A 24,208-nucleotide genomic window follows, 5' to 3' on the forward strand; every position below is an offset into this window, starting at 1 on the left:
TCATTGCAAAGGCAGCCGTCGCGTCAGCCAGGGCAGCAGCAGCCGGTTCAGCCGGGACAATAGCCGGTGGCGCAGGTCCAGCCAGTTGAGGTCCATGTGGTGGCGGGCGTAGCCGCCGTCGGGATCGTCGGCCGGCGGCCAGGAGCTGCCGTCCGGCGTGGGCGAGCCGGGTTCGAAGTAATAGCCGGGGCAGCACAGCGTGGCCGCGTCGTCCAGGCAGCCGCTTTGCTGCACGCACCAGGTGAAGAAGCGCGGCCCCACGGTGATGGCGGTGCGCATCGCCGGCGATTCGCGCAGCCGGGCCGGCATCGCCGGGTCCAGCGGCGCGCACTGGCCGGCGGCCAGCCGGTCCAGCACGGTGTCCCACAAGGGGTGGCCGGGCGCGCTGCCTATCAGCGCGTTGTTGAAGCCGTGGGTGCGCGACAGGATCAGCCGCCTCTCCGGCAGCAGCGGGTCTATGGGCCGCAGGTTTTCGATGTCCATGTCGATGTAGAAGCCGCCGTGCCGCGCCAGGAACAGATAGCGCGCGGCGTCTATGCGCTGGATGTCGCGCTCGAAGCCGGCGTAGCGAGCCGCGAACCAGGGATAGTGTTCGTCGACCAGCGCCTGCATCTTGGGCGCGTCCCAGAACACGAACTCCCAGTCCGGATGGCGTCGCATCCAGCTGTCGCGGTAGCGGCGGTATTTGTCCGGCAGCGCGGCGGCGCCTTGATACCAGATCTGATGGATGCGGCGCGGAATGCCCGCCTCCGGAGCGGAAAGTGTCGGCTTCACGAGAAGGTCGCTCCGCCGTCGATGGCGATGATGCGGCCGTTGAAGTAATCGCATTCGATGATGAATTTCAGCCCCTGCCAGATTTCCGCCGGCTCGGCCATGCGCCGCAGCGGCACCTGGGCGATCAAGTCCTCGCGGGTGGCCGGCGCCAGGCCCGCCGCCATCGGGGTGTCGGTCAGGCCGGGCGCGAGGCCGGCCACGCGAATGCCGAAGGATGCCAGTTCCAGCGCCCAGGTCCGGGTCAGCGCGTCCAGGCCGGCCTTGGACGCCGCGTAGTTGGACTGGCCGGGATTGCCGGCGCTGGTGACGGAGGAGACGTTGACGATCAGGCCCGGCGTCTTGAGGCCGGACTCCACGCGGGCGGCGGCGAATTCTCGGCTCAGCAGATAGGGCGCGGTCAGATTGGCGTCCAGCACCGCCCGCCATTGCGCGGTGGGCAGCTTGCGGACGAAGCCTTCCACGTCCAGCCTCACCAGCCAGCCGTCGCGCAGGATGCCGGCGTTGTTGACCAGCAGATTGGCCGGCTCCGCGTCCTCAGACGCCGTTTTCAGAAAGGCGCGGACCGCGGCTTCCTGGCTCACGTCCAGCACCGAGCCGCGCACCGCGCCGGGCAGGCCGGCGGCGTCTTCCTCCAGCCGGCGCAGGCCGGCGGCGTCCAGGTCGGCGGCGTGGACCCGCGCGCCGGCGCGGGCCAGTTCCAGCGCGAAGGCGCGGCCTATGCCGCTGGCGGCGCCGCTGACGATGGCGTTGATGTGTTCCAGTTTCATTCTGCGGTTTCCATGGTGGTGGTTTGGGCGGCGGCCTGGCGCAGCGCGTCGCGCTCGGCGTCGGACATGCCGCGCAGCTTCAGGTAGACGGCGGCGATCTTGGCGGCCAGGCCGGGCGCGGACTCGCGTTCGGCCAGCAGCGCGGCCAGGGCGCGCGGGGTCTGGGCGTGGAAGGTGGCGCGCAGCGGCAGGGTCTGCCGGAAGATCTTGTTGACGCGCACCTGGATGCGGGTGGCCAGCAGCGAATGGCCGCCCAGTTCGAAAAAGTCGTCGTCGGCGGCGACGCCGGCGCGTTCGAACACTTCTTCCCACAGCGCGCACACCGCTTGCTCCAGCGCGCCCTGGGGCGCGCTGCCGGCGCGGGTCGGCGCGTTCGCCGCCGGTTCGGGCAGGGCCTTGCGGTCCAGCTTGAGGTTGGCCGTCAGCGGCAGCCGCTCCAGGGTGACAAAGCGGCTGGGCAGCATATAGCCGGGCAGCGCGGCGGACAGCCGGGCGCGGACCCGCTGCAAGGCGGCCGGATCGGCCTCGTCGCCGGCGCGCCAGGCGCCGCTGTCGTCCGGCACCAAATAGGCGATCAGCCGGGCGTGGCCTTGCGGGTCGCGGCGGATGGCCGCCGCGGCCTGGCGCACGCCGGGCAGCTCGCGCAGCCTGGTTTCCACTTCCTCCAGCTCCAGCCGGAAGCCGTTGAGCTTGGCCTGGCCGTCCAGCCGGCCCAGCACGCGGACCTCGCCGTTCGGCAGCAGGCAGGCCAGATCGCCGCTGCGGTAGACGCGGGCGCCGGGCCGGCCGGCCAGCGGATCGGGGAGGAAGCGGGCGGCGGTTTGCGCCGGCGCGCCCAGATAACCCAGCGCCAGGCCGTCGCCGCCTATGCGCAGTTCGCCGGCCAGATGCGGCGGCAGCGGCTGGTCGTGATGGTCGGCCGTCCACAGCGTGGTGCGGCGGATGGCGTGGCCGGCCGGCGGCGGCAGCTGGCCGCCGTCCACCCGGTGCAGCGCGGACCAGATGGTGGTTTCGGTGGGCCCGTAGACGTTCCACAGCGCGGCGCCGGCGTCCAGCAGCGCGCGGGCCAGATCGGCGGGCAGCGCCTCGCCGCCGCACCAGGCGCGCAGGCCGGGCGCGGGCTTCCAGCCGGCTTCCAGCAGCATGCGCCAGCTGGCCGGCGTGGCCTGGATCACGCCGGCGTCACGGCGCGCGGCCTCGGCGGCCAGCGCCGGGCCGTCCCCGGCGGCCGAGGCCGGCGCGATGGCGACGGTGCCGCCGCAGACCAGGGGCAGCAGCAGTTCCAGCGCGGCGATGTCGAAGGACCAGGTGGTGACCGACAGCAAGACGTCGTCGGCGCTGAAGCCGGGCTCGGCGCGGAAATGCCTCAGGATGTTGGCCAGCGAGCGATGGGCGATCTGCACGCCCTTGGGCCGGCCGGTGCTGCCGGAGGTGAACAGGGTGTAGGCCGGCGCTTCCGGGTGGAGCGCGTCGCCGGGCAGCGGGCCCTCGTCGATGTCCGCGGCTGCGGGCGGCAGGGGCGCGGGCAGCGTCAGCAGCTTGGCGGAGGCGGGCCAGCCGGAGGCGTCGCCGTCGACGAGGATCAGGCCGGGGCGGGCGTCTTCCAGGATGGCGTCGCGGCGCAGCGGCGGCAGCGCCGGGTCCAGCGGCAGGTATTGCGCGCCGGCCCACAGCGTGGCCAGCAGCGCGGTCAGCGCGCGCGCGTCCGGCGGCAGCGCCAGCGCCACGGTGTCGCCCGGGGACACCCCGTCGGCGATCAGCCGGCGCGCCAGCGCACGCGCGCCGCTCACCAGTTGGCCGTAGCTCAGGCTGCCGTCCTCGGCGGCGACCGCGGTCTTGCCCGGCTTGAGGCGCGCGGCGGCGCTCAGCATGGCGAGCACGGTGTCGCCGTCCGGCGGCGGGAAGGCGGCCGGCGGCGTCGGCTCGGCCAGGCGCAGATCGCCGACGCGGTCCGCGCCGTCGGCGATCTGGCGCAGCAGCCGCGGCAGCGCGTGCAGCAGCGCGTCCACGCGTTCCGCCTCGATGCGGCCGGCGTCGAAGACGCCGTCCAGCTCGATGGAGTCGGCGCCGGGTTTGACGTAGAGGGTCAGCGGGTAGTTGGATTGCTCGCGCGCGGAGGCCGCGCCCACGCGCAGCGCCTGGGCGGCGTCGCCGACCTCGGCGCGGATCGGGTAGTTCTCATAGACCAGCACCGCGTCGAACAGAGGCTGGCGCGCGGACAGGCCGCTCCAGCGCTGAATGTCCACCAGGGCGCTGGCTTCGTGCGGCACCAGCCGGCTTTGGGCGTCTTGCAGCCGGCCGAGGAAATCGCCGATAGGCTGCGCGGCCGAGCAGTCGGCGCGCAGCGGCAGGGTGGCGATGAACAGGCCGACGGCGGCGTCGCGGCCGGGCAGCGATTCGGGCCGGCCGGACATGGTGACGCCGAACACCAGATCGTCGCAGCGGCCGATGCGGGACAGGGCCACCGCCAGCGCGCCCTGGAACAGGGTGTTGAGCGTGACTTTGCGTTCGCGCGCGGTCTTGCGCAGCGCGGCGCCCAGTTCCGGGCTCAGCCGCAGCGACTGGGAACGCGGCCGGGCCGGGCCGCCGGCCGGCAGCAGGGCCAGATCGGCCGCGGCGGCGTAGCCGCTGAAGTAGTCGCGCCAGAAGGCTTGCTGGACCTGGCGGTCGCTGTGCGCGCGCAGCCATTTGATGAAGCGCCCGAAAGAGGGTGCCGGCGGCAGCGCCGCGCTCTGGCCCTGGCTCAGTCCGCGGTACAGGGTCAACGCCTCGTCGAAGACGACGGCCATGGACCAGCCGTCCAGCAGCGCGTGGTGATGGGTCCAGACCAGCCGCCACGGCGCGCAGTTACGCGTCAGCAGCGCGAGGCGCATCAAGGGCGGGGCGTCCAGCGCGAAGCCGGCGGCGCGGTCGGCGGCCAGATAGCGTTCCAGCGCGGCCTCGTCCGGCGTTTCGCGGACCGAGAACGGCAGCGCGGGCGCGCGGTGGACCCGCTGCAGCGGGGCGGCCAGCCCTTCCCAGGCGAAGCTGACGCGCAGCGCGTCGTGTCGCGCCAGCACCTGTTCCCAGGCTTGGCGCAGCAAGGCCGGGTCCACCGCGCCGTCCAGTTCGGCGACCACTTGTTCGATATAGACGCCGGCCGGGCCGGCGGCGGCTTCCATCCGCGTGTGGAACAGCATGCCTTCCTGCACCGGGGTCAGCGACCACAGGTCGACGATGTCGCCATGCGCGCCCAGCGCCGCGGGCAGGCCGGCCTCGTCCAGCGCGGCCAGCGGGAAATCGTCCGGGGTCAGGGCCGACGCCGCGGCGTCGGCGTCCGCGTCCAGGCTTAGCAGCGCCAGCAGCCGCTGCCGCGTCTGGCGGGCGAGGGCTTCCACCGTCGCGCGCGGCAGGGCGGCGCGGCCGTAGTTCCAGCGCAGCGACAGCTTGCCGTCGCTGACCAGGGCCACGATGTCGATCAGCCGCGGGCGCAGGCCGTCCGGGTCTTCCATCGCGCCCACTGATTCCGGCGCCGGCGCCAGCGCGCCGTCGGCCGGCAGGCTGGTGTCGAACTGGCCCAGGTAGTTGAAGGCGATCTGCGGCTCCGGAGCGGCGGCCAGCGCGCGGGCGTCGGCGTCGTCCGCCTGCCGCAGCGCGCCGTAGCCGGCGCCGCCGGCCGGCACCGCGCGCAGCGTCTGCTTGACCCGGCGCAGCAGGCGCTGCGGCGTGGCTTCGGCCAGGCCGCTCACGGTCAGCGGGTACAGGGCGGTGAACCAGCCCACGGTGCGGGAGAGGTCCAGCGTCTCGTCGTCGCGGCCGTGGCCTTCCATGGTGATGGACAGCGCGTCGGCGTCCAGCCAGTCGCGCAGCGCGCCCAGCGCCGCCGCCAGCAGCATTTCCTCGGCGCTGGCGCGCAGCGCTCCGCCGCGGAGCAGGGCGGCGGTTTCGCCGCCGTCCAGCGACAGTTCCACGGTGTCGGCCGCGCCGTAGCGGTTGTCGCGTTCCGCCTCCGCCGTCAGCGGGACGCGGACCGCGTCGGCGGCCAGCCGCGCCTGGTCTAGCCAGTAAGCGCGTTCTTCGGCGGAGGGCGCGCGCGGGCGCAGCGCCCAATGGCCGAAGCCGACGCGCGCCGGCGGCGGGGCCACGCCGGCCAGCAGGCCGGCGAGATCCTGCAACAGCACGCGCCAGGACACGCCGTCCACGATCAAATGATGGATGAGCAACAGCAGCCGGCCGGCTTCGCCGTCGCCGCAGTCGAAGTGCACGGCCCGCAGCAGCGGCCCGCGTTCCAGATCCAACTCCCGCTGCGCCGCTTCGGCGCGGGCCTCGATGGCGGCGGCGCGCTCCGCGGCCGGCAGCGCGCTCAGATCGACGCGCTCCAGCCAGTCTTCTTCGCTCAAGGCCTCGCGCGGCGCGTAGTGTTGACGCCAGCCTTCGGCGCCGGCGGCGAAGCGCAGGCGGAAGGCGTCGTGGCTTTGTTCCAGCCGCAGCAGGGCGTCGCGCAGCGCCGGCGCGGACACGCCGGCGGCCACGCTCAGCAGCAGCGCCTGGTTCCAGTGGCCGGGACGCGGCAGGGCGCTTAGGCGTTCGAAGAACCAGTGCTGGGCCGGGGTCAGCGGCAGCGGCGTGTCGGACGGAATCTCCGGCAGTTCGGCTTCCGGCCGCGCCGGGCGAACCTGGGCGGCCAGTTCGGCGACGGTGGGATGGCTGAAGATGTCGCGCGCGGCCAGCGCCAGGCCGGCCTGGCGGGCCTGGGCCACGATCTGCAGGCCGAGGATGGAGTCCCCGCCCAATTGGAAGAAGTTGTCGTCGGCGCCGATGTCCTCGCGGCCCAGCACTTGTTGCCAGATCGCGGCCAAGGCTTGCTCTTGCGGGGTGTCGGGCGCGCGGCCGCGGACCGGGGACGCCGCGTCCGTCTGCGGCGCCGGCAAGGCGGCGCGGTCGGTCTTGCCGTTGGGGCCGACCGGCCATTGCCGCAGCGCGATCCATTGCGCCGGCAGCATGTATTCCGGCAAGCGCAGGCGCAGCGCCGCCAGCATGGCCGCGCGCCAGTCGCCGGCCTCGGCCTCCGGCGTCAGCCGGACGTAGGCGGCCAGCCGGTCCGCGCCGGAGCGGTCGCGGTAGAGCGCGGCGGCGGCTTGGCGCACGCCGGGGCAGGCGGCGAGGCCGGCTTCGATCTCCTCCAGTTCCACCCGCTGGCCGCGCAGCTTGACCTGGCCGTCGGCGCGGCCCAGGTATTCCAGCGCGCCGTCCGGCAGCAGGCGCACGATGTCGCCGCTGCGGTACAGGCGGCCGCCGGGCAGCGGCGACAGCGGGTCCGGGATAAAACGCCGCGCGGTCTGCGCCGGCTGGCCCAGATAGCCGCGCGCCAGGCCGCAGCCGGCGATGTAGAGTTCGCCGCGCACGCCGGGCGGCACCGGATTGAGGCGGGCGTCCAGCACGTGGAAGACGACGCCGTCTATGGGCTGGCCGATGCCGACGGCGAGCGCCGGCGGGTCCGAGCGCAGGTATTCCGCGCTGGAGGCGTCGATGGCGGTTTCGGTGGGGCCGTAGAGATTGACCAGCGGGATGTCCAGCGCGGCGTGGAAGCGGGCCAGGGTGGCGGCCGGCAGCGCTTCGCCGCCGACGAAGACCCGGCGCAGCGCGCGGCAGCCGGCGAAGTCCGGCATCGCCAGCAGCACGGCCAGCAGGCTGGGCACCAGCTGCAGCACGGTGACGCCTTGTTCGCGCACGGCGCGGATCAGGTAGTCCGGGTCGCGGTGGCCGTCCTCGGCCGCCAGCAGCAGCTTCGCGCCCTGGGTCAGCGGCGCCCAGAATTCCCATACCGAGGCGTCGAAGCCCACCGGGGTTTTCTGCAGCACCGCGTCGTCCGCGTCCAGCGGGTAGCGGCGCTTCATCCAGGCCATGTGGTTGTCCAGCGCGGCGCGGCCGACGGCGACGCCCTTGGGGCGGCCGCTGGAGCCGGAGGTGAACAGCAGATAGGCCAGCGCGTCGCCATGGACCGGCGCGACGGGGGCGGCCGCGTCTTCATCGTTCAGATCTTCGGCCAGGTTTGCTTGCAAGACGGCGCAGCCGGGCGGCGCGTCAGCGGCGGGGTCCAGGCTGAGCAGCAGCGCCGGCGCGGCCTCTTGCAGGATGTCGCGGCGGCGCGCTTCCGGCTGGCCGCGGTCCAGCGGCAGATAGGCGGTGCCGGCTTTCAGCGTCGCCAGCATCGCCACCACCAGCTCGGGCGAGCGCGGCAAGTCCAGCGCCACCACCGCGTCCGGGCCGGCGCCGTGCGCCAGCAGCCGGCGCGCCAGCCGATTGGCGCGGGCGTCCAGTTCGGCGTAGCTCAGCGTCGCGCCCTCGCCGGCCACGGCCACCGCGTCCGGGCGTTGCCGCGCGACGGCGGCGATGGCCTGCGGCACCGAGAAGTCGGCGAGGCCGGCGGACGGGCCGCGTAGCGGCTTGGGCGCGCTCTGGGTCAGCGGCGCGTCCAGGCACAGGGCGTCCGGGTTACGCGTCAGCGCCTCGGCGGCGGCCAGGTAGAGCCGGCCGATGGCGGCCACTTGCGCGTCGGGGAAGGCCGCGCGGTCGTAGGAAAAGCCCAGGGTGACGGCGCCCTCGGCGCGGCTGGCGCTGAAGGTGACCGCCAGCGGGATGTCCACCGCTTCCAGGCGGCTGCTGTCCAGCACTTCCAGCGCGCCGGCCTCGCCCAGTTCGCGGTAGACGTGGAAGTCCACGTAGTTGAAGGAGGCTTCGAAGCGGGCGGCTTCGCCCAGCTTGAGGATGTCCGCCAGCGGGAAGAAGCGGTGAGGCAGGCTGTTGCCCTCCGCCGCCATGGTTTCCGCCAGCAGCGCGCGCCAGCTGCCGCCGACGCGGACGCGCAGCGGCAGGGTGTTGAGGAAGAGGCCCAGCGCTTCGGCGCCGTCGGCGTCGGCCGGGCGGCCGTTGCTGACCAGGCCGGTGACGATTTCGTCCTGGCCGCACAAGCAGGCCAGCGTGCGGGCGTGCACCGCCAGCAACAGGGTCTTCAGCGGCAGGCCGCTGTCGGCGGCCAGGCGGATCAGCGCGGCGGCGACGGCGGCCGGGAAACCGATTTCCTGCGCGCCCACCCTGGACTTGCCCGTCGGCGCGGCATGCTGCGGCCAGCGCGGAATGGCGGCGGACGGCAGGCCGCTCAATTGGGCGCGCCAGTAAGCCTGCTGCGCCGGATCGGCCAGCGCCGCCCGCTCCGCGGCGACGAAGTCGCGGAAGGCCGCGCGCGGAGCCGGCGCGGGGCCGGTCTGGCCGCGCATCCGTTTGAACAGGGCCGCGCACAGGGTGGCCACGCTCCAGCCGTCCAGGATGGCGTGGTGGAAGGCCAGCGTCAGCTGCCATTCGTCGTCGGCCAGCCGCAGGCAGCCGACGCGCAGCAGCGGCGGCCGTTCCGGCGCGAAGCGCTGTTCGCTCAATTGCCGCAGCTGGCTGGCCACGGCCTCGTCCCGCTGCTGCGGCGACAGGCCGCGCAGGTCGTCGATGTCCAGGCTGGGCGTCAGATCGCGCCAGACCAGCTGCAGCGGCTGGGAGTAGCCGGCCAGCGCGAAGCCGGTGCGCAGCAGCGGATGTTCGCGGCTCAGCTCCGCCAGCGCCTGGCGCAGGCGTTCCGGGGCGATGTCGGCGCGCAGCCGGTGGGAGAACACATCGTGGTACAGATTGCGGCCGTCGTCGTATTCATTGTGGAACAGCATGCCGGCCTGCAGCCTGGCCAGCGGCAGCGCGTCTTCCACCTCGGGCGGCAGCCGCGCGCGGTCGGCGGCGTCTATCAGCGCGAAGGGCGGCAGGACTGGGTCCGGCGCGCTGGTGTTTTCGTCTTCGCCTTCGCCCATCGCCTCGACGATGGCGGCGATGGTGCCGTGGCGGAAAATGTCCTGGATGCTCAGCGGGCAGCCGCGCTCCTTGGCCAGGCCGGCGATGCGCACGCTGCGGATGGAGTCGCCGCCCAGCGAGAAATAATTGTCGTGGATGCCGACGCGCGGCAGGCCCAGCACCTGGCTCCAGATCTCGGCCAGCAGCTTTTGCCTGGCGGTGGCGGCGGGGACGTAGGGCGTGTCCAGCGCCGAGCGCGCGCCTTGCGGCGACGGCAGCGCGCGCGCGTCCACCTTGCCGTTGAGGGTGAGCGGAAACTCGGCCAGCACGATGAAGGCCGCCGGAATCATGTGGGCCGGCAAGCGCGCGGCCAGATGGCGGCGCAAGGCGTCGGCGCCGGCCGCGGCCGGGTCGTCGGCGCGCAGATAGGCGATGAGTTGGTCGTCGGCGGCGACGAGGTGAACGTCGCTCACCGCCGGATGGCTCAGCAGCGCGGCGCGCACTTCGCCCAGCTCGATGCGGAAGCCGCGGATCTTCACTTGATGGTCGATGCGGCCGCAGTAGAGCAGTTCGCCGTCGGCGCTGCGCCGCGCCAGATCGCCGGAACGGTAGCGCCGTTCCGCGCCGACGCCGGGAAAACGCTCGGCGTTCAATTGCGGGCGGTTCAGATAGCCTAGGCTGACGCCGGCGCCGCCGACCAGGATTTCGCCGGGCGCGCCCAAGGGCACGGGGTGGCCGCAGGGGTCCGCCAGTTCCAGGCTCAGGTCGTCCAGCGGCTCGCCTATCGGGCTGAGTTCGCCGCCGGTCTCAAGATCGGCGGCGAGGATGCGGCGGAAGGTGACGTGGACGGTGGTTTCGGTGATGCCGTACATATTGGCCAGCCGCGGGCTGTCGTCGCCGTGCTGTTCCAGCCACGGGCCCAATTCCGCCAGCCGCAGCGCCTCGCCGCCGAAGATCACCCAGCGCAGCGTCGTCGGCCGCGGCAGCGGCGCGGCGCTTTCCGCGGCGATCGCCAGCTTGAACGCCGACGGGGTCTGGTTCAGCACGGTGACGCCCTCGCGGCCCAGCAGTTCGACGAAGGCGGCCGGATCGCGGCTGAGTTCGCGCGGCACCACCACGCAGCGGCCGCCGTAGAGCAGCGCGCCCCAGATTTCCCACACCGAGAAATCGAAGGCGAAGGAGTGGAAATAAGTCCAGACGTCGTTCTCGTCGAAGGCGAAATGGCGGGCGCTGGCGGAGAACAAGCGCAGCACATTGCGGTGGGAAACCAGCACGCCCTTGGGCTGGCCGGTGGAGCCGGAGGTGTAGATCACGTAAGCGCCGTGCCCGGCTTCCAGGCCGGCGGGCGGCCGCGCCGCCGGTCTGGCGCCGCAGCCTATTTCCGCCAGCGACAGGCAGCGGTGTTCCGCCGGCAGCCGCGGCCTGTGTTCGGCGTCGGTCAGCGTGAGCAAAGCCTGGCTGTCGTCCAGCTGATAGGCCAGCCGCTCTTCCGGATAATCCGGGTCCAGCGGCAGATAGACGCCGCCGGCCAGCGTCACGCCAAGCATGGCGGCGATTTGTCCGGCGGAGCGCGGCAGGCAGACGCCCACCCTGACGCCGGGCGCGACGCCGTCCTGGCGCAAGCGTTCCGCGATGGCGGCGGCCTGGGCGCGCAGCTGCCGGTAGCTCAGCGTCGCGGGGCCGTCGCTGACGGCGACGCGGTCCGGAAAACGCTCGGCGGCGGCCAGGAAGGCGGCGGCCAGGGTGTCCGGCCCGCCGCGGCCGGCCGGCGGGAGCGGCGCGGGCGGCTGAACCGCGCTGGGCCGCACCAGGCCCAGTTCGCGCAGCGCGGCGTCCGGCCGCGCGGCGATCTGGCGCAGCAGCTCCAGATAAGCCTCGGCCAGCGCCGCGGCCGGCGCCTCGTCCACCCGCGCGCGGTCGAAGCCCAGCTTCAAGCTCAAGCCGTCCGCGCCCGGCACCAGGGTCAGCGTCAGCGGGTAGTGGGTGCGCTCGCGCTGGGAAACGTCGGAAATCCGGAAGCCCAAGCCGTCCGAGGGCAGGGCGTCGCCTATCGGGAAGTTGTCTATCGCCACCAGGGTTTCGAACAGCGGCTGGCCGCGCGGCACGCCGCTGTGGCGCTGGACTTCGGCCAGATCGCTGTGCGACAGCGATTGCAGCTCCAGCTGGCGGCGCTGCACCTCGGCCAGCCATTGCGGCAGCGCGGCGTCGGCCGGCGTCGCCAGGCGCAGCGGCAGGGAGTTGATCAACAGGCCCGCCATGCCGTCCACGCCGGGCAGGTCGATGGCGCGGCCGGACAGGGTGAGGCCGAAGACCACGTCGTCCTGGCGCGCGTAGCGGCTGAGGAGGATGGCCCAGGCGCCCAGCAGCAGGGTGCCCGGCGTTACCCGGCAGCGTTCGGCGGCGGCGGCGAGGTCGCCGTCGACGCGGTAGTCCAGCCGTCGTTCGATCTGGCCGACGTCGGCGCCGGCCAAGGCGCCCGGCAGCGCCGGCCGGTCCAGGCCCAGCGGCGTCGGCGCGGCGAGATCGCCCAGCAGGGCGCGCCAGCGGCTGGCGGCGGCGTCCTGGTCCTGGCGGCCCAGCCAGCTCAGATAGGCGGAGAAGGGCGGCGGCGGCGGCGGCAGCGCCGCGCCGGACAGCAGCGCGAAGTAATCGCGCATCAGGATGGGCAGCGACCAGCCGTCCAGCAGAATGTGATGGTGGCTCCAGATCAGCCGCCATTCCGCCGGCCCGTAGCGCAGCAGCGTCAGCCGCATCAGCGGCGGCCGGTTCAGCTGGAAGCCGAGGCGGCGGTCTTCGTCCAGCAGCGCCTCCAGCCGCCGCTCGCGCTCGGCCGCATCGTCTTGGCTCCAGTCGTGGACGGCCAGCGGCGCGCGGGCGCGGCGGAACACCACCTGGCGCGGCTCGGCCTGGCCCTTGGTGACGAAGGCGGTGCGCAGGATGGGATGGCGTTCGGCCAGCCGCTCCAGCGCGTCGGCCATGGCGGCGGGGTCCACCGCGCCGTCCAGCCGGCAGATCAATTGCTCGAAATAGACCGGCGAGCCGGGCGCGAACAAGGTGTGGAACAGCACGCCGCGTTGCAGCGGGCTCAGGGGCAGGATGTCCTGGATCTGGTCTTTGAGGTTCGGTGTGCTTGTCATGGTCATTCTATGTCGGTGAGGTCGTCCAGCAAGGCGGCCAATTCGTTCTCTTCCAGCGCGACGCCGGCGAAGTCCGAGGTGTGGTAGGCGACGGCGGGCAGGCCGCCGGCGCGGCAGAGCGCGGCCAGTTCTTCCAGCGCCAGGCGGCACTGTTCGGCCAGGGCCGGGGTGTCGTGGGCGTCGGCGTAGTCGAAGTCCAGCCGCAGGCGGCCTTTCTCGATGCGGGCGTTGACGGCGACGGCGTGCGGCAGCCGCTGGCGCGGGTCTTGCGCCGGTCCGGCCTCCCGCGCCGACAGCCGCGCGCGCAGCCGCGGCAGCACGCCGTCGGCGGCGTCGTCCAGCCGGCCCAGATAGTTGAAGCTGAGCGGCCGCGGCGGCGCCTGGTCCAGCGCGGCGGCCTGGGCCGGATCGCCCAGATAGCGCAGCGCGCCGAAGCCGATGCCGCCGCCGGGCACGCCGCGCAGCGCGGCCTTGGCCGCCGCCGCCGCCGGCTCCCAGCCGTCGCCGGCCGGCTCTATGCGCAGCGGGTGCAGGCAGGTGAACCAGCCCACGCTGCGCGACAGATCGGGAGCGGGGCCCGCCGCCGCGCCGCGGCCGTGGTTTTCCAGGTCCAGGGCGAGCGCGGGCAGGCCGCTCAGCCGGCGCCAGGCCAGGGTCAGCGCCGCCAGCAGCAGTTCCTGCGGCTGGGCGCGGTAGCGTTCCGCGCCGCCTTCCAGCAGCGCGGCGCTGGCGTCGGCGTCCAGGCCGACCGTCGCGCGGCGGCGTTCCGCCACGCGGCCGACGGCAGAGAGTCCGGGCGGCGCGGCCAGCGGGGCGACGGCGGCGCGCCAGTAGCCGAGTTCGCCGGCCAGCGCGGGCGCGGCTTCCGCCAGCGAGCGCGCCCAGGCCCGGTAGCTGACGGCCACCGGCGGCAGCGAGATCTCTACGCCGTCCGCGGCCTGGCCGTAGGCCTGGTCCAGGTCGTCCAGCAGAATGCGCCAGGACACCACGTCCAGCACCCAGTGGTGGGCGATCAGCAGCAGTTCGGGGCGGCCGTCCGGCCCGGCCTCGATCAGCACGGCGCGCAGCAGCGGGCCGCGCTCCAGGTCCAGCGAGGCTTGCAAGCGCGCGCCGTGGGCTTGCAGCTCCGCCTCGCGCGCGGCCGCTTCCGTTTCCCGCAGGATCAGCGTTTCAAGCGGCGGCGCGGCGCGCGGGCCGTAATGCTGGCTCCAGCCGCCGTCGGGCTCGCGGCGCAGCCTCAGGCGCAGCGCGTCGTGCCGCAGGGCCACGGCCGTCAGCGCCGCCCGCAGCGCGGCCGGGTCCGCGGCGGCGTCCAGGCTCAGCCGCAGGCTGAGGTTCCAGTGCTGCGGCGCGGGCCAGTCTTGTTGCAGGAACCAGCGCTGGATGGGCGCCAGCGGCGCCTCGGCCTGCTCCGGCTCCTCGATGTGGGTCCGCCGCGCTGTCGCGCCGGCCACCGCCGCCAGCCCGGCCACCGTGGGATGGGCGAACAGCGCGCGCGGCTCGATGTCGAAACCGGCCTGCTTGGCGCGCGAGACGATTTGCAGGGCCAGGATGGAATCGCCGCCGGTGGCGAAATAATTGTCGTGAACGCCGATGCCGCCGCGACCCAGCGCCGAGCGCCAGATCTCCAGCAGCGCGGCCTCGGCCGGGCTCAGCGCGGCGTCCGCGTCCGGCGCGTCCGGCGCGGCGTCTTCCGGCGACGGCAGCGCCGCGCGGTCTATCTTGCCGGCCGGGGTCAGCGGCCATTGGCGCAGGATCAGGATGGCCTGCGGCAGCTCGTGGGCCGGCAGCCGGGCGGCCAGGTGTTCGCGCAGCGCGGCGGCGTCGGCGGCGGCCTCCGGTTTGAGCCGGGCGTAGGCCAGTAGCTGGCGGCGCTCGCCGTCCCGGCGGATCAGCGCCAGCGCCTCGTCCACGTCCGGATGGGCGTTCAGCGCGGCGGCGACGCCGTCCAGCTCGATGCGGTAGCCGCGGTGCTTGACCTGGCCGCCGGCGCGGCCCAGGAAGCGGATGCCGCCGTCGGGCAGGTATTCGCCCAGGTCGCCGCTGCGGTACAGCCGCGCGCCGGGCAGGCCGGACACCGCGTCCGGCACGAAGCTGGCGGCGGTGCGGCCGGGCTGGCCGATATAGCCGCGCGCCAGCGCCTCGCCGCCGATGTGCAGCTCGCCGGGCACGCCGGGCGGCACCAGGCCGCCCCAGCGGTCCAGCAGATAGAGGCGGACGCCGGCCATGCCGCGGCCTATGGACGGCAGCGGCTCGAGCGCGTCGCAGGCCTGCATGCTGGCGCAGACCGTGGCCTCGGTCGGGCCGTAGGCGTTGACCACGCGGCGCTTGGCGGCCCAGCGCGCCAGCAGGCCGGGCGCGGCGGTTTCGCCGGCGGAGATCAGGGTGCGCAGGCCGGGCAGGTCGTCTTGCTCCAGCGCCGCCAGCAGCGCCGGCGGCAGGGTGGCGTGGGTCAGGCCGTGACGCCGCGCGGCGCGGCGCAGTGCGCCGGCCGGGTCTTGAGCGGCGTCGGCTTCCGGCAGGCACAGGGCCGCGCCGCTGCCCAGGGCCATGAAGATTTCCGACACCGAGGCGTCGAAGCTCAGCGGGGCGAACTGATAGACGCGGCTGCCGGCGTCCACCTGGAAAACCTCGCATTGGGCGCGGCAGAGGTTGGCGACGCCGCGATGGCTGACGCCCACGCCCTTGGGCCAGCCGGTGGAGCCTGAGGTGTAGATCAGATAGGCCAGATTGTCGACGCAGGCGGCGCAGGGCGGCGCGGCGTCCGGCGAGTCGGCGGCTTGATCCAGCAACAGCAGCTTGGCCGGCAGCCGGCTCAGCGTCGGCAGCAGGCGCGTTTCGCTGAGCAGGATGGCGGCGCCGCTGTCGGCCAGCATATAGTCCAGCCGTTCGGCCGGATAGGCCGGGTCCAGCGGCAGATAGACGGCGCCGGCCTTCAGCGTGGCCAGCAGCGCCGTCACCGCGTCCGCACCGCGCGGCAGCAGCACGCCCACCACGGTTTCCGGGCCGGCGCCCAGCGCTTGCAGCCGGTGGGCCAGTTGGTTGGCGCGGCGCTCCAGTCCGGCGTAATCGAGCGCGCCGTTCTCGTCCAGCAGCGCCGGCGCGCGCGGCGCGGCGGCGGCCTGGCGCTCGAACAGGCGCTGCGCCAGTTCCGGCGAGGCCAGCGGCGGCCGGGCGGCGTCGGCGATCCGCGCCCGCCGCGTGTCCGCGGGCAGCAGCTCGATGGAGGCGACGGCGGCGTCCGGCGCGGCGACCATGCGTTCCGCCACCGCGAGCCAGCGTTGCAGCAATTCCTCGGCCGCCGCGTCGGCGACGCGGCTGCGGTCGAAGGTGAGCTTGACGGTCAGGGCCGCGCCGGGGATCACGGCCAGCGTCAGCGGGTAGTTGGTGTGTTCGCTGAAGCGCGGCGTTTCAAAGCCCAGGCCGGCGGCCTCGTCGCGCAGCAGCGCGTCGGCGGGGTAGTTCTCGAAGACCAGCAGGGAGTCGAACAACTGGGCGTTGTCGCGGCCGGCCCAGCGCTGGACGTCCACCAGCCGGTTGTGGGCGTAGTCCTGCACCCGGGCCTGATCGGCCTGCACCTGGGCCAGCAGCGCGCGCGCGTCGGCGGCCGGATTGAGCCGCACCCGCAAGGGCAGGGTGTTGATGAACAGCCCTATCATTTCGCCTATGCCGGGCAGATCGCCGTTGCGGCCGGACAGGGCCGCGCCGAACACGATGTCCTCGCCGTGGCCGCTGCGCGCCAGGGTCAGCGCCCAGGCGGCCTGGAACAGGGTGTTCAGCGTGCTGGCGCAAGCCTGCATCGCGGCGGCGGCGCGCGCGCTCCACTCCGGCGACAGCCGGATTTCCCGCTCGACGAAGTCGGCGCCGCCGCCGGCGGGGCCGGCGAGCAGGGTGGGCTGTTCCAGCCCGGAGAAATAGCGGCGCCAGAAGCGCTCGTCCGAGCGGGCGCGGCGGCCGGCGCGGTCCAGCCAGCCGATATAGGCGGAGAACGGCCGCGCCGGCGGCAGGGCCGGGGCCTCGCCGCGGCTGAGCGCGCGGTACAGGGTCAGCAGCTCGCGGAAGAACAGCGGCAGCGACCAGCCGTCCAGCAGCAGGTGGTGATAGCTCCAGATCCAGCGCCAGCGGTCCTGGCCCAGGCGGATCAGCGCCAGCCGCATCAGCGGCGCGGCGTCCAGCGCGAACGGCCGCGCGGCGTCGGCGGCCAGATAGTCGGCCAGCGCGGCCTCGGGCTCGGCCAGGCCGGACCAGTCCAGCCGGCTGATCGGCAGCGGCGCCGCGCGCATCGCCGCCTGCAGCGGCTGGGCCAGGCCCTGCCAGTGGAAGCCGGAGCGCAGCAGCGGATGACGCGCCAGCATCGCGCGCCAGGCCTCGGCGAAGGCGTCCGGGTCCAGAGGGCCGCTGACCACGCTGCTGAGCTGTTCCAGATAAGCGCCGTCGGCGGCGTCGGCCACGCTGTGGAACAGCATGCCCTGTTGCAGCGGGGACAGCGGATAGAGGTCGTCGAAAGGGCCGCTCCGGCGCGCCAGCTCCTCCACGGCGGCCTGCTCCAGCCGCGCCAGCGGGTAATCGGCGGCCAGCAGCGGCGCGGCCTCGATCTCGTCCAGCGCCAGCGCGAGTTCGCGGGCGAAGGCGTCGGCCCAGCCGGCGACGGTGGCCGCTTCGAACTGGCCGCCGGGGTAGCGCCAGTCCACGCGCAGCCTGCCGTCCAGCACCACCAGCACCAGGTCCAGCGCGAAGGGGCGCAGGTTGGCGGCGGCGCGTTCGCCGGCAATCAGTTCGGGCCGCAGTTGGAACCAGGCGTTGTCGACGCCGCGCGGCGCGCCCAGGTAATTGAAGCTGATTTCCGGCAGGCCGGCCGCGTCCAGCCGCCGGCGCGCCTCTTTGTCCGGCCCCAGCCAGCGCGCCTGGCCGTATTCCGGCGCGATGGGGGTCAACAGCGACAAGGGCGCGGCGATGGCGGCCAAGAGTTCGGCCGCGCCGGCGGTGGCGGCGTCGCCGGCCACGCTCAGCGGATACAGCGCGGTGAACCAGCCCATGGTGCGGGACAGGTCCAGGCCGGATTCCGCATCGCGGCCGTGGTGTTCCAGCGTCACCGCGAAGCGCGGCGCGTCTAGCCGGGAGGCCAGCGCGCGCCATAAGGCCAACAGCAGCAGGGCGCTGACGCGCTGGCCGGCGGCGCGGGCGCCGGCGGCCAGCAGGCGGCCGGTCAAGGCCGCGTCCAGCTCGCGGCTGAGCAGCCGCGAGGCGGCTTCGGTATTGGCCGCCGGCGCAGCGAAGTCGCGGCGCAGCGTCGGGAAGCCGGCCGCGGCCTGGCCGAGCCAGGGCGCGGGGTCCGCCTCGGCGGCGTCGGCGCGCTGCCGCTCCGCCCAGCGCCGCCAGTTGGCGGGCACGGCGGCGAGCCGCGGGGCTTCGCCGCGCGTCAGCGCGTCCAGTGCTTGCGTCAGATCGTCCAGCAGAATGCCCCAGGACACCGCGTCCACCGCCAGATGGTGGACGATCAGCGCCAGCAGCGGCGCTTGCCGGCCGCGTCGCAGCAAGAGCGCGCGGGCCAGCGGGCCGGCGTCCGGGTCCAGCTGGCGCTGGGCCTGTTCTATCGCCGCGCGCGCGGCCTCCTCGCTCTCGTCCGCCAGTTCCAGTTCGCGGCAGGGCCAGCCGCCGGCCGCCTCGGCCAGCGCCGGCTCCGGCGCGAAGCGCAGGCGGAAGGCGTCGTGGCGCGCGGCCACGGCGTCGAGCGCGGCTTGCAGCCGGGCCGCGTCCACGGGGCGGGCCAGTTGCAGCGCCAGCGCCTGGTTCCAATGCCGCGGCTCGGCCAGCTCCTGGCCGGCGAACCAGCGCTGGATGGGCGTGGCCGGCAGCGGACCGGCGGCCGCGGCGTCTTCCTCGGCCGCCGCCGTGCTGAGCGCGGCGGCCAGCTGGCGGATGCTGGGCTCCAGCAGCAGCTGGCGCGGACTCAGCGCCAGGCCTTGCGCGCGGGCGCGGGCGACCACTTGCAGCGAGAGGATGGAATCGCCGCCGAGGGCGAAGAAGTTGTCGTCGATGCCGGGCAGCGGCACGGCGAGGACGTCGGCCCAGATCTGGGCCAGCGCGCGTTCGGCGTCCGAGCGGGCTTCGACGCGCAGGGCGGCGCTGGCCGCTTGCGGCGCCGGCAGCGCGGCGCGGTCCACCTTGCCGTGATGGGTCAGCGGGAAACGCTCCAGCGCCACGATGACGGCGGGCAGCATGTGTTCGGGCAGCTCGGCGGCCAGCGCGGAGCGCAGCGCGGCCGGCTCGGCGTCGCCGACGGCGTAGGCGACCAGACGCGGTTCGCCGGCGGCGGGGCGGTCCAGCAGCACCAGCGCCTCGCGCACCGCGGGCAGCCGGCACAGCGCGGCTTCGATCTCGCCCAGCTCGATGCGGAAGCCGCGAAGCTTGACCTGATGATCGGCGCGGCCCAGGTATTCGATCTCGCCGTCGGCGCGGCGGCGGGCTAGATCGCCGGAGCGATACAGGCGGGAACCGTCGGCGGCGAAGGGATTGGGCAGGAAACGGGAGGCGGTCAGCGCGGGGCGGTTCCAATAGCCGCGGGCGACGCCGGGGCCGCCGACATAGATCTCGCCGGGCACGCCGACGGGCACCGGCTGCAGGAAGCGGTCCAGCAGATGGAGGGCCAGATCGGGAATCGGCTGGCCGATGACCTGCCCACGGCGAGCGTCGAGATCAGCCTGACGGATGGCGCGCTGAGTCACGTGCACGGTGGTTTCGGTGATGCCGTACATATTGACCAACTCGGGACGCTGGTCGCCGCGTTGTTGGAACCAGGGCTCCAGGCTGGCCAGCTCCAGCGCCTCGCCGCCGAAGATGACCAGGCGCAAGTCCGGCAAGGCGTGCTCTGCGGCGGTGGGAATCAGCTGACGGAAGGCGGCCGGGGTCTGGTTCAACACCGACACCCGGTGCTGTTGCAGCCAGCCGGCGAAGGCCTCGGGCGAGCGGGACACCCAATAAGGCACCACCAGGCAAGTGCCGCCGAACAGCAGCGGCCCCCAGATCTCCCACACCGAGAAATCGAAGGCGTAGGAGTGGAACAGCGACCACACATCGTCGGGCCCGAAGGCGAAACGCTCCGAGGTGGCGGCGATCAGTCGGACCACATTGTGGTGGCTGACCACGCAGCCCTTGGGGGTGCCGGTGGAGCCGGAGGTATAGATGACGTAGGCGGCCTGTTGCGGGTGCAGACGGCGCGGCGGCGGGGTGTCGTCGCCGGAGGAGACGGCGACGTCCAGCCAGCGCAGCGCCAGTCCGGCGGGCAGGGCGTCGGCGGATTCGGCGTCGCCGACGACGACGTGGATGGCGCTGTCGCGGACCAGGAACTCCAGGCGCTCGGCGGGATAGCCGGGGTCCAGCGGCACATAGGCGGCGCCGGCCTTGAGGATGGCGAGGATGGCGACCAGCAGATCGGGCTGGCGTTGGCAGCAGAGTCCGACGCGCTGCTCGGGCAGCACGCCGAGTTGCAGCAATTGGCGGGCCAGCTGATTGGCGCGGGCGTCCAGTTCACGGTAGCGCAGCGCGGCGGTGTCGCCCTGGACGGCGATACGCTCGGGGAAGGCCTGGGCGGCATGCTCGAACCAGGCGCAAAGATCGGGATGCGGCGGCGTGACGACGAGAGGCGTCGGGCCCAGGGCCTGGGCGGCTTGTTCGGCGTTCAGCAGCGGCAGCCGCGCCAGCGGGCAATCCGGCTGCGCCGTCGCCGCCTGCAATAGCTGGCGGTAGTGTTCCAGCCAGCGGGCGGCGGTGTCGGCGCCGATCAGGCCGGCGCGGTATTCCAGCGTGGCGCGCAGGCCGTCGCCGTCCGGCTCCAGCATCAGGCTCAGGTCGAACTTGGCGTCGGCGGGGAACAGCGGCAGCGCTTCCGCCTCCACGCCCTGCCAGTCCAGGCGGCCCAGCGGCGCGTTCTGCAGCGCGAACAAGGCGCGGAACGGCGCGTCCTGGGCCTGGGCGCGCGGGCCGGCCAGCTTCACCACTTGATCGAAGGGCGCGTGCTGATGGGCGAAGGCGTCCAGGCAGGCGGCGCGGTTGCGCGCCAGCAATTGGGCGAAGCTGGGCGCGCCGCTCAAATCCTGGCGCAGGATCAGGGTGTTGACGAAGAAGCCCAGGGTTTGTTCGAACTCGGCGCGGTCGCGGTTGGCCACCGGGCTGCCGACGCAGATATCCTCGCGTCCGCTCAGCCGCTGCAGCAGCGCCTGGAAGCCGGACAGCAGGGCCATGAACAAGGTGGCGTCGGCGGCGCGGGCCAGCTTGCGCAGCGGGTCGACCAGCGCGGCCGGCAGCGTCAGGCTGACGTGGCCGGCGGCTTCGCTCCGGCTTGGGCCGGCGGCGTAATCGCCGGGCAGCTCCATCTCGCCGTCCAGGCCGGCCAGCCGTTCGCGCCAGTAGCTCAAGGCCTCGTCGTCTTGGACGCGGGTTTCGCGTTCCCATTCCGAGAAATCGGCGTATTGCAGCGCCTCGGGCAGGGCCGGCGCGGGCAGACCGGCGGCCAGCGCCGGATAGAGCGCGCCCAGCTCGCGCACCAGCACGCCCAGCGACCAGCCGTCGCAGGCGATGTGATGGATCACGATGGACAGCACATGATGTTGCGGGCCGAGGACGAACAGGCGGGCCCGGATCACCGGATCGCGCCGCAAATCAAAGCGCAGGGCGGCTTCCGCGCGCAGCAGCGCCGTCAGGCCGGCCTCGTCGCAGGCGGTGAGCGGCAGCTCGCAGCCGGCTTCCGGGCGGATCAATTGGCAGGGTTCGCCGTCGATCAGATCGTATTGGGTGCGCAGGATCTCGTGGCGCGCCACCAGGGCGCCCAGCGCGGCTTGCAGTGCGTCGGCGTCCAGCGCGCCGCGCAGGCGCAGGGCCAGCGGGATGTGGTAGGCGGTGGAGTCCGGCTCAAGGTCCGTCAGCGTCCATAAGCGGCGCTGGGCGCCGGATTGCGGGAAAACATAGGCGTCGAAAGAGGCGTGGGCGTCGATTGCGTTCATGGTTGGCCTTGCTTGGACTGCTGGAATGAGGTGTCGCCGTCGGCGCCGGGCGTGACGCGCGCCAGTTGGCGGCGCGCCGGCCGCACCGGCGCGGCGGCCGAGGCCTGGCCGCGCAGCGCGTCGGCGGCTTGCGCCAGTTCCGCCGCGCGCGGATGTTCGAACAAGAGGCGCAGCGGCAGCGGCACGCCCAGGCGCTCGCGCAGCCGGTTGGCGGCGCGCACTGCCAGGATGGAGTCGCCGCCCAGCTCGAAGAAGCTTTCGTCTCGGCTGACTTGCGGCAGCTGCAAGAGCTCGGCGAAGGCTTCGGCCACCAGGTATTCGCTGGGCGTGCGCGGCGCTTCGAACGCGCGCCGGGCCTGCGGCTCCGGCGCGGGCAGCGCGGCGCGGTCCACCTTGCCGTGATGGGTCAGCGGGAAACGCTCCAGCGCCACGATGACGGCGGGCAGCATGTGTTCGGGCAGCTCGGCGGCCAGCGCGGCGCGCAAGGCGGCCGGTTCGGCGTCGCCGACGGCGTAGGCGACCAGCCGCGGTTCGCCGGCGGCGGGGCGGTCCAGCAGCACCAGCGCCTCGCGCACCGCGGGCAGCCGGCACAGCGCGGCTTCGATCTCGCCCAGCTCGATGCGGAAACCGCGCAGCTTGACCTGATGATCGGCGCGGCCCAGGTATTCGATCTCGCCGTCGGCGCGGCGGCGGGCCAGATCGCCGGAGCGATAGAGGCGGGAGCCGTCGGCGGCGAAGGGATTGGGCAGGAAACGGGAGGCGGTCAGCGCCGGGCGGTTCCAATAGCCGCGGGCGACGCCGGGTCCGCCGACATAGATCTCGCCGGGCACGCCGACGGGCACCGGCTGCAGGAAGCGGTCCAGCAGATGGAAGGCCAGATCGGCAATCGGCTGGCCGATCACCTGGCCGCGACGAGCGTCGAGATCGGCCTGACGGATGGCGCGCTCGGTCACGTGGACGGTGGTTTCGGTGATGCCGTACATATTGACCAGCTCGGGACGCTGGTCGCCGCGTTGTTGGAACCAGGGCTCCAGGCTGGCCAGTTCCAGCGCCTCGCCGCCGAAGATCACCAGGCGCAAGTCGGGCAAGGCGTGAGCGGCGGCGGCGGGAATCAACTGGCGGAAGGCGGCCGGGGTCTGATTCAACACCGACACCCGGTGCTGTTGCAGCCAGCCGGCGAAGGCTTCGGGCGAACGCGACACCCAATAAGGCACCACCAGGCAAGTGCCGCCGAACAGCAGCGGTCCCCAGATCTCCCACACCGAGAAATCGAAGGCGTAGGAGTGGAATAGCGACCAGACATCGTCGGGCCCGAAAGCGAAGCGCTCCGAGGTGGCGGCGATCAGGCGGACCACATTGTGATGGCTGACCACGCAGCCCTTGGGGGTGCCGGTGGAACCTGAGGTGTAGATGACGTAGGCGGCCTGCTGCGGGTGCAGACGGCGCGGCGGCGGGGTGTCGTCGCCGGAGGAGACGGCGACGTCCAGCCAGCGCAGCGCCAGTCCGGCGGGCAGGGCGTCGGCGGATTCGGCGTCGCCGACGACAACGTGGATGGCGCTGTCGCGGACCAGGAACTCCAGGCGCTCAGCGGGATAGCCGGGGTCCAGCGGCACATAGGCGGCGCCGGCTTTAAGGATGGCGAGGATGGCGACCAGCAGATCGGGCTGGCGCTGGCAGCACAGGCCGACGCGCTGCTCGGGCAGCACGCCGAGCTGGAGCAATTGCCGAGCCAGTTGATTGGCGCGGGCGTCCAGTTCGCGGTAGCGCAGCGCGGCGCTGTCGCCCTGGACGGCGATACGCTCGGGGAAGGCCTGGGCGGCGTGTTCGAACCAGGCGCAGAGATCAGGATGCGGCGGCGCGACGACGAGAGGCGTCGGGCCCAGGGCCTGGGCGGTTTGCTCGGCGTTCAGCAGCGGCGCGGCCAGCCAGTCGGCGTCCGGGTCGGCGGCCAGCGCCGTCAGCGCCTGTTGCAGATAGGCGGCCATCTCTTCGATCTGCGGCGCGTCGAATTCCGCCTCGTCCCAGGCCAGCGTCAGCTCCAGGCCCTGGTCGCGGGGGTCGCGGCTGAACTGCACCAGGCAAGGGAAGTCGGTTTCCTCGAACACTTCCACGCCTTCCACCGTCACCTCAGGCAAGCGCAGCGCCTGTCCGTAGACATGGAAGTGGATGTAGTTGAAACCGACCTCGAAGCCGCGCCGCCCCTGATTCAGCTGCATGACGGCGGCCAGCGGCAGGCGGCGCAAGGGCTGCAGCGCGGTTTCCTCGGCGAAGACGCCGCGTGCCAATTGCGCCCAGCTGCCGGCTTGCAGCGCCACGTTCAGCGGCAGGGTGTTCAGGAACAGGCCCAGCGCGGCGGCGCTGTCTTCGCGCTCGGGGCGGCTGTGGGTGACGTAGCCGGTGCTGGCGGCGGCGGAACCGGTCAGCAGCGCCAGCACGCGCAGATGGGCGGTCAGCAGCACAGTCTTGAGCGGCAGCGCCAGCCGCGCGGCGGCGGCGTCCAGCGCGCCGGACAGCTCGGCCGGCAGCATGCGGCTGAGGCGGCGGACGCTGCGCGCGCCGGCGGCTGGGCGCGCAGGCCTCAGCCGGGGCAGGATGGACGCTTCCGTTCCGGCCAGCCGGCGTTGCCAGGCCGCTTTCAGCGCCGGGTCCTTCTCGGCCTGTTTTTCCTGTTCGATGAACAGCGCGCTCAGCGCGCCGTCCGCGTCGCTGCCGGCTGTGCTGGCCG

At 73.4% G+C, this 24,208-nt stretch carries 5 protein-coding genes (1 of these 5 running past the window's edge); all 5 read right to left on the bottom strand.

The genetic code is table 11. The features are described 5' to 3' along the window. Tightly spaced (each overlapping or abutting the next), the 5 genes in view from ACODRW_RS02075 to hmlA form a layout consistent with a single transcriptional unit that may run on beyond the window. Complete coding sequence (locus ACODRW_RS02075) at positions 1-774, bottom strand: glycosyltransferase family 32 protein (RefSeq protein ID WP_488905091.1); 774 nt, start codon at positions 772-774, stop codon at positions 1-3. After that, positions 771-1,541: an SDR family oxidoreductase HmlD gene (hmlD, locus tag ACODRW_RS02080; RefSeq protein ID WP_488905092.1), complete on the bottom strand. Its 771-nt coding sequence runs from the start codon at positions 1,539-1,541 to the stop codon at positions 771-773. The genes ACODRW_RS02075 and hmlD overlap by 4 nt, the downstream gene beginning before the upstream one ends. After that, on the bottom strand, positions 1,538-12,490 hold the full coding sequence (hmlC, locus tag ACODRW_RS02085) for a jagaricin-like haemolysin non-ribosomal peptide synthetase HmlC (RefSeq protein ID WP_488905093.1): 10,953 nt from the start codon (positions 12,488-12,490) through the stop codon (positions 1,538-1,540). The genes hmlD and hmlC overlap by 4 nt, the downstream gene beginning before the upstream one ends. Further along, positions 12,487-21,483, bottom strand: a complete 8,997-nt coding sequence (gene hmlB, locus ACODRW_RS02090; protein WP_488905094.1) for a jagaricin-like haemolysin non-ribosomal peptide synthetase HmlB — start codon at positions 21,481-21,483, stop codon at positions 12,487-12,489. Before hmlB ends, hmlC begins: the two co-directional genes overlap by 4 nt. Beyond that, positions 21,480-24,208, bottom strand: partial view of a jagaricin-like haemolysin non-ribosomal peptide synthetase HmlA gene (hmlA, locus tag ACODRW_RS02095; RefSeq protein WP_488905095.1) — the final stretch only. It continues 3,598 nt past the right edge of the window; 2,729 of the gene's 6,327 nt are visible here — the last part of the coding sequence; its start codon lies off the right edge, out of view; its stop codon occupies positions 21,480-21,482. Before hmlA ends, hmlB begins: the two co-directional genes overlap by 4 nt.

It is taken from the genome of Chromobacterium sp. FG89, assembly GCF_057808735.1.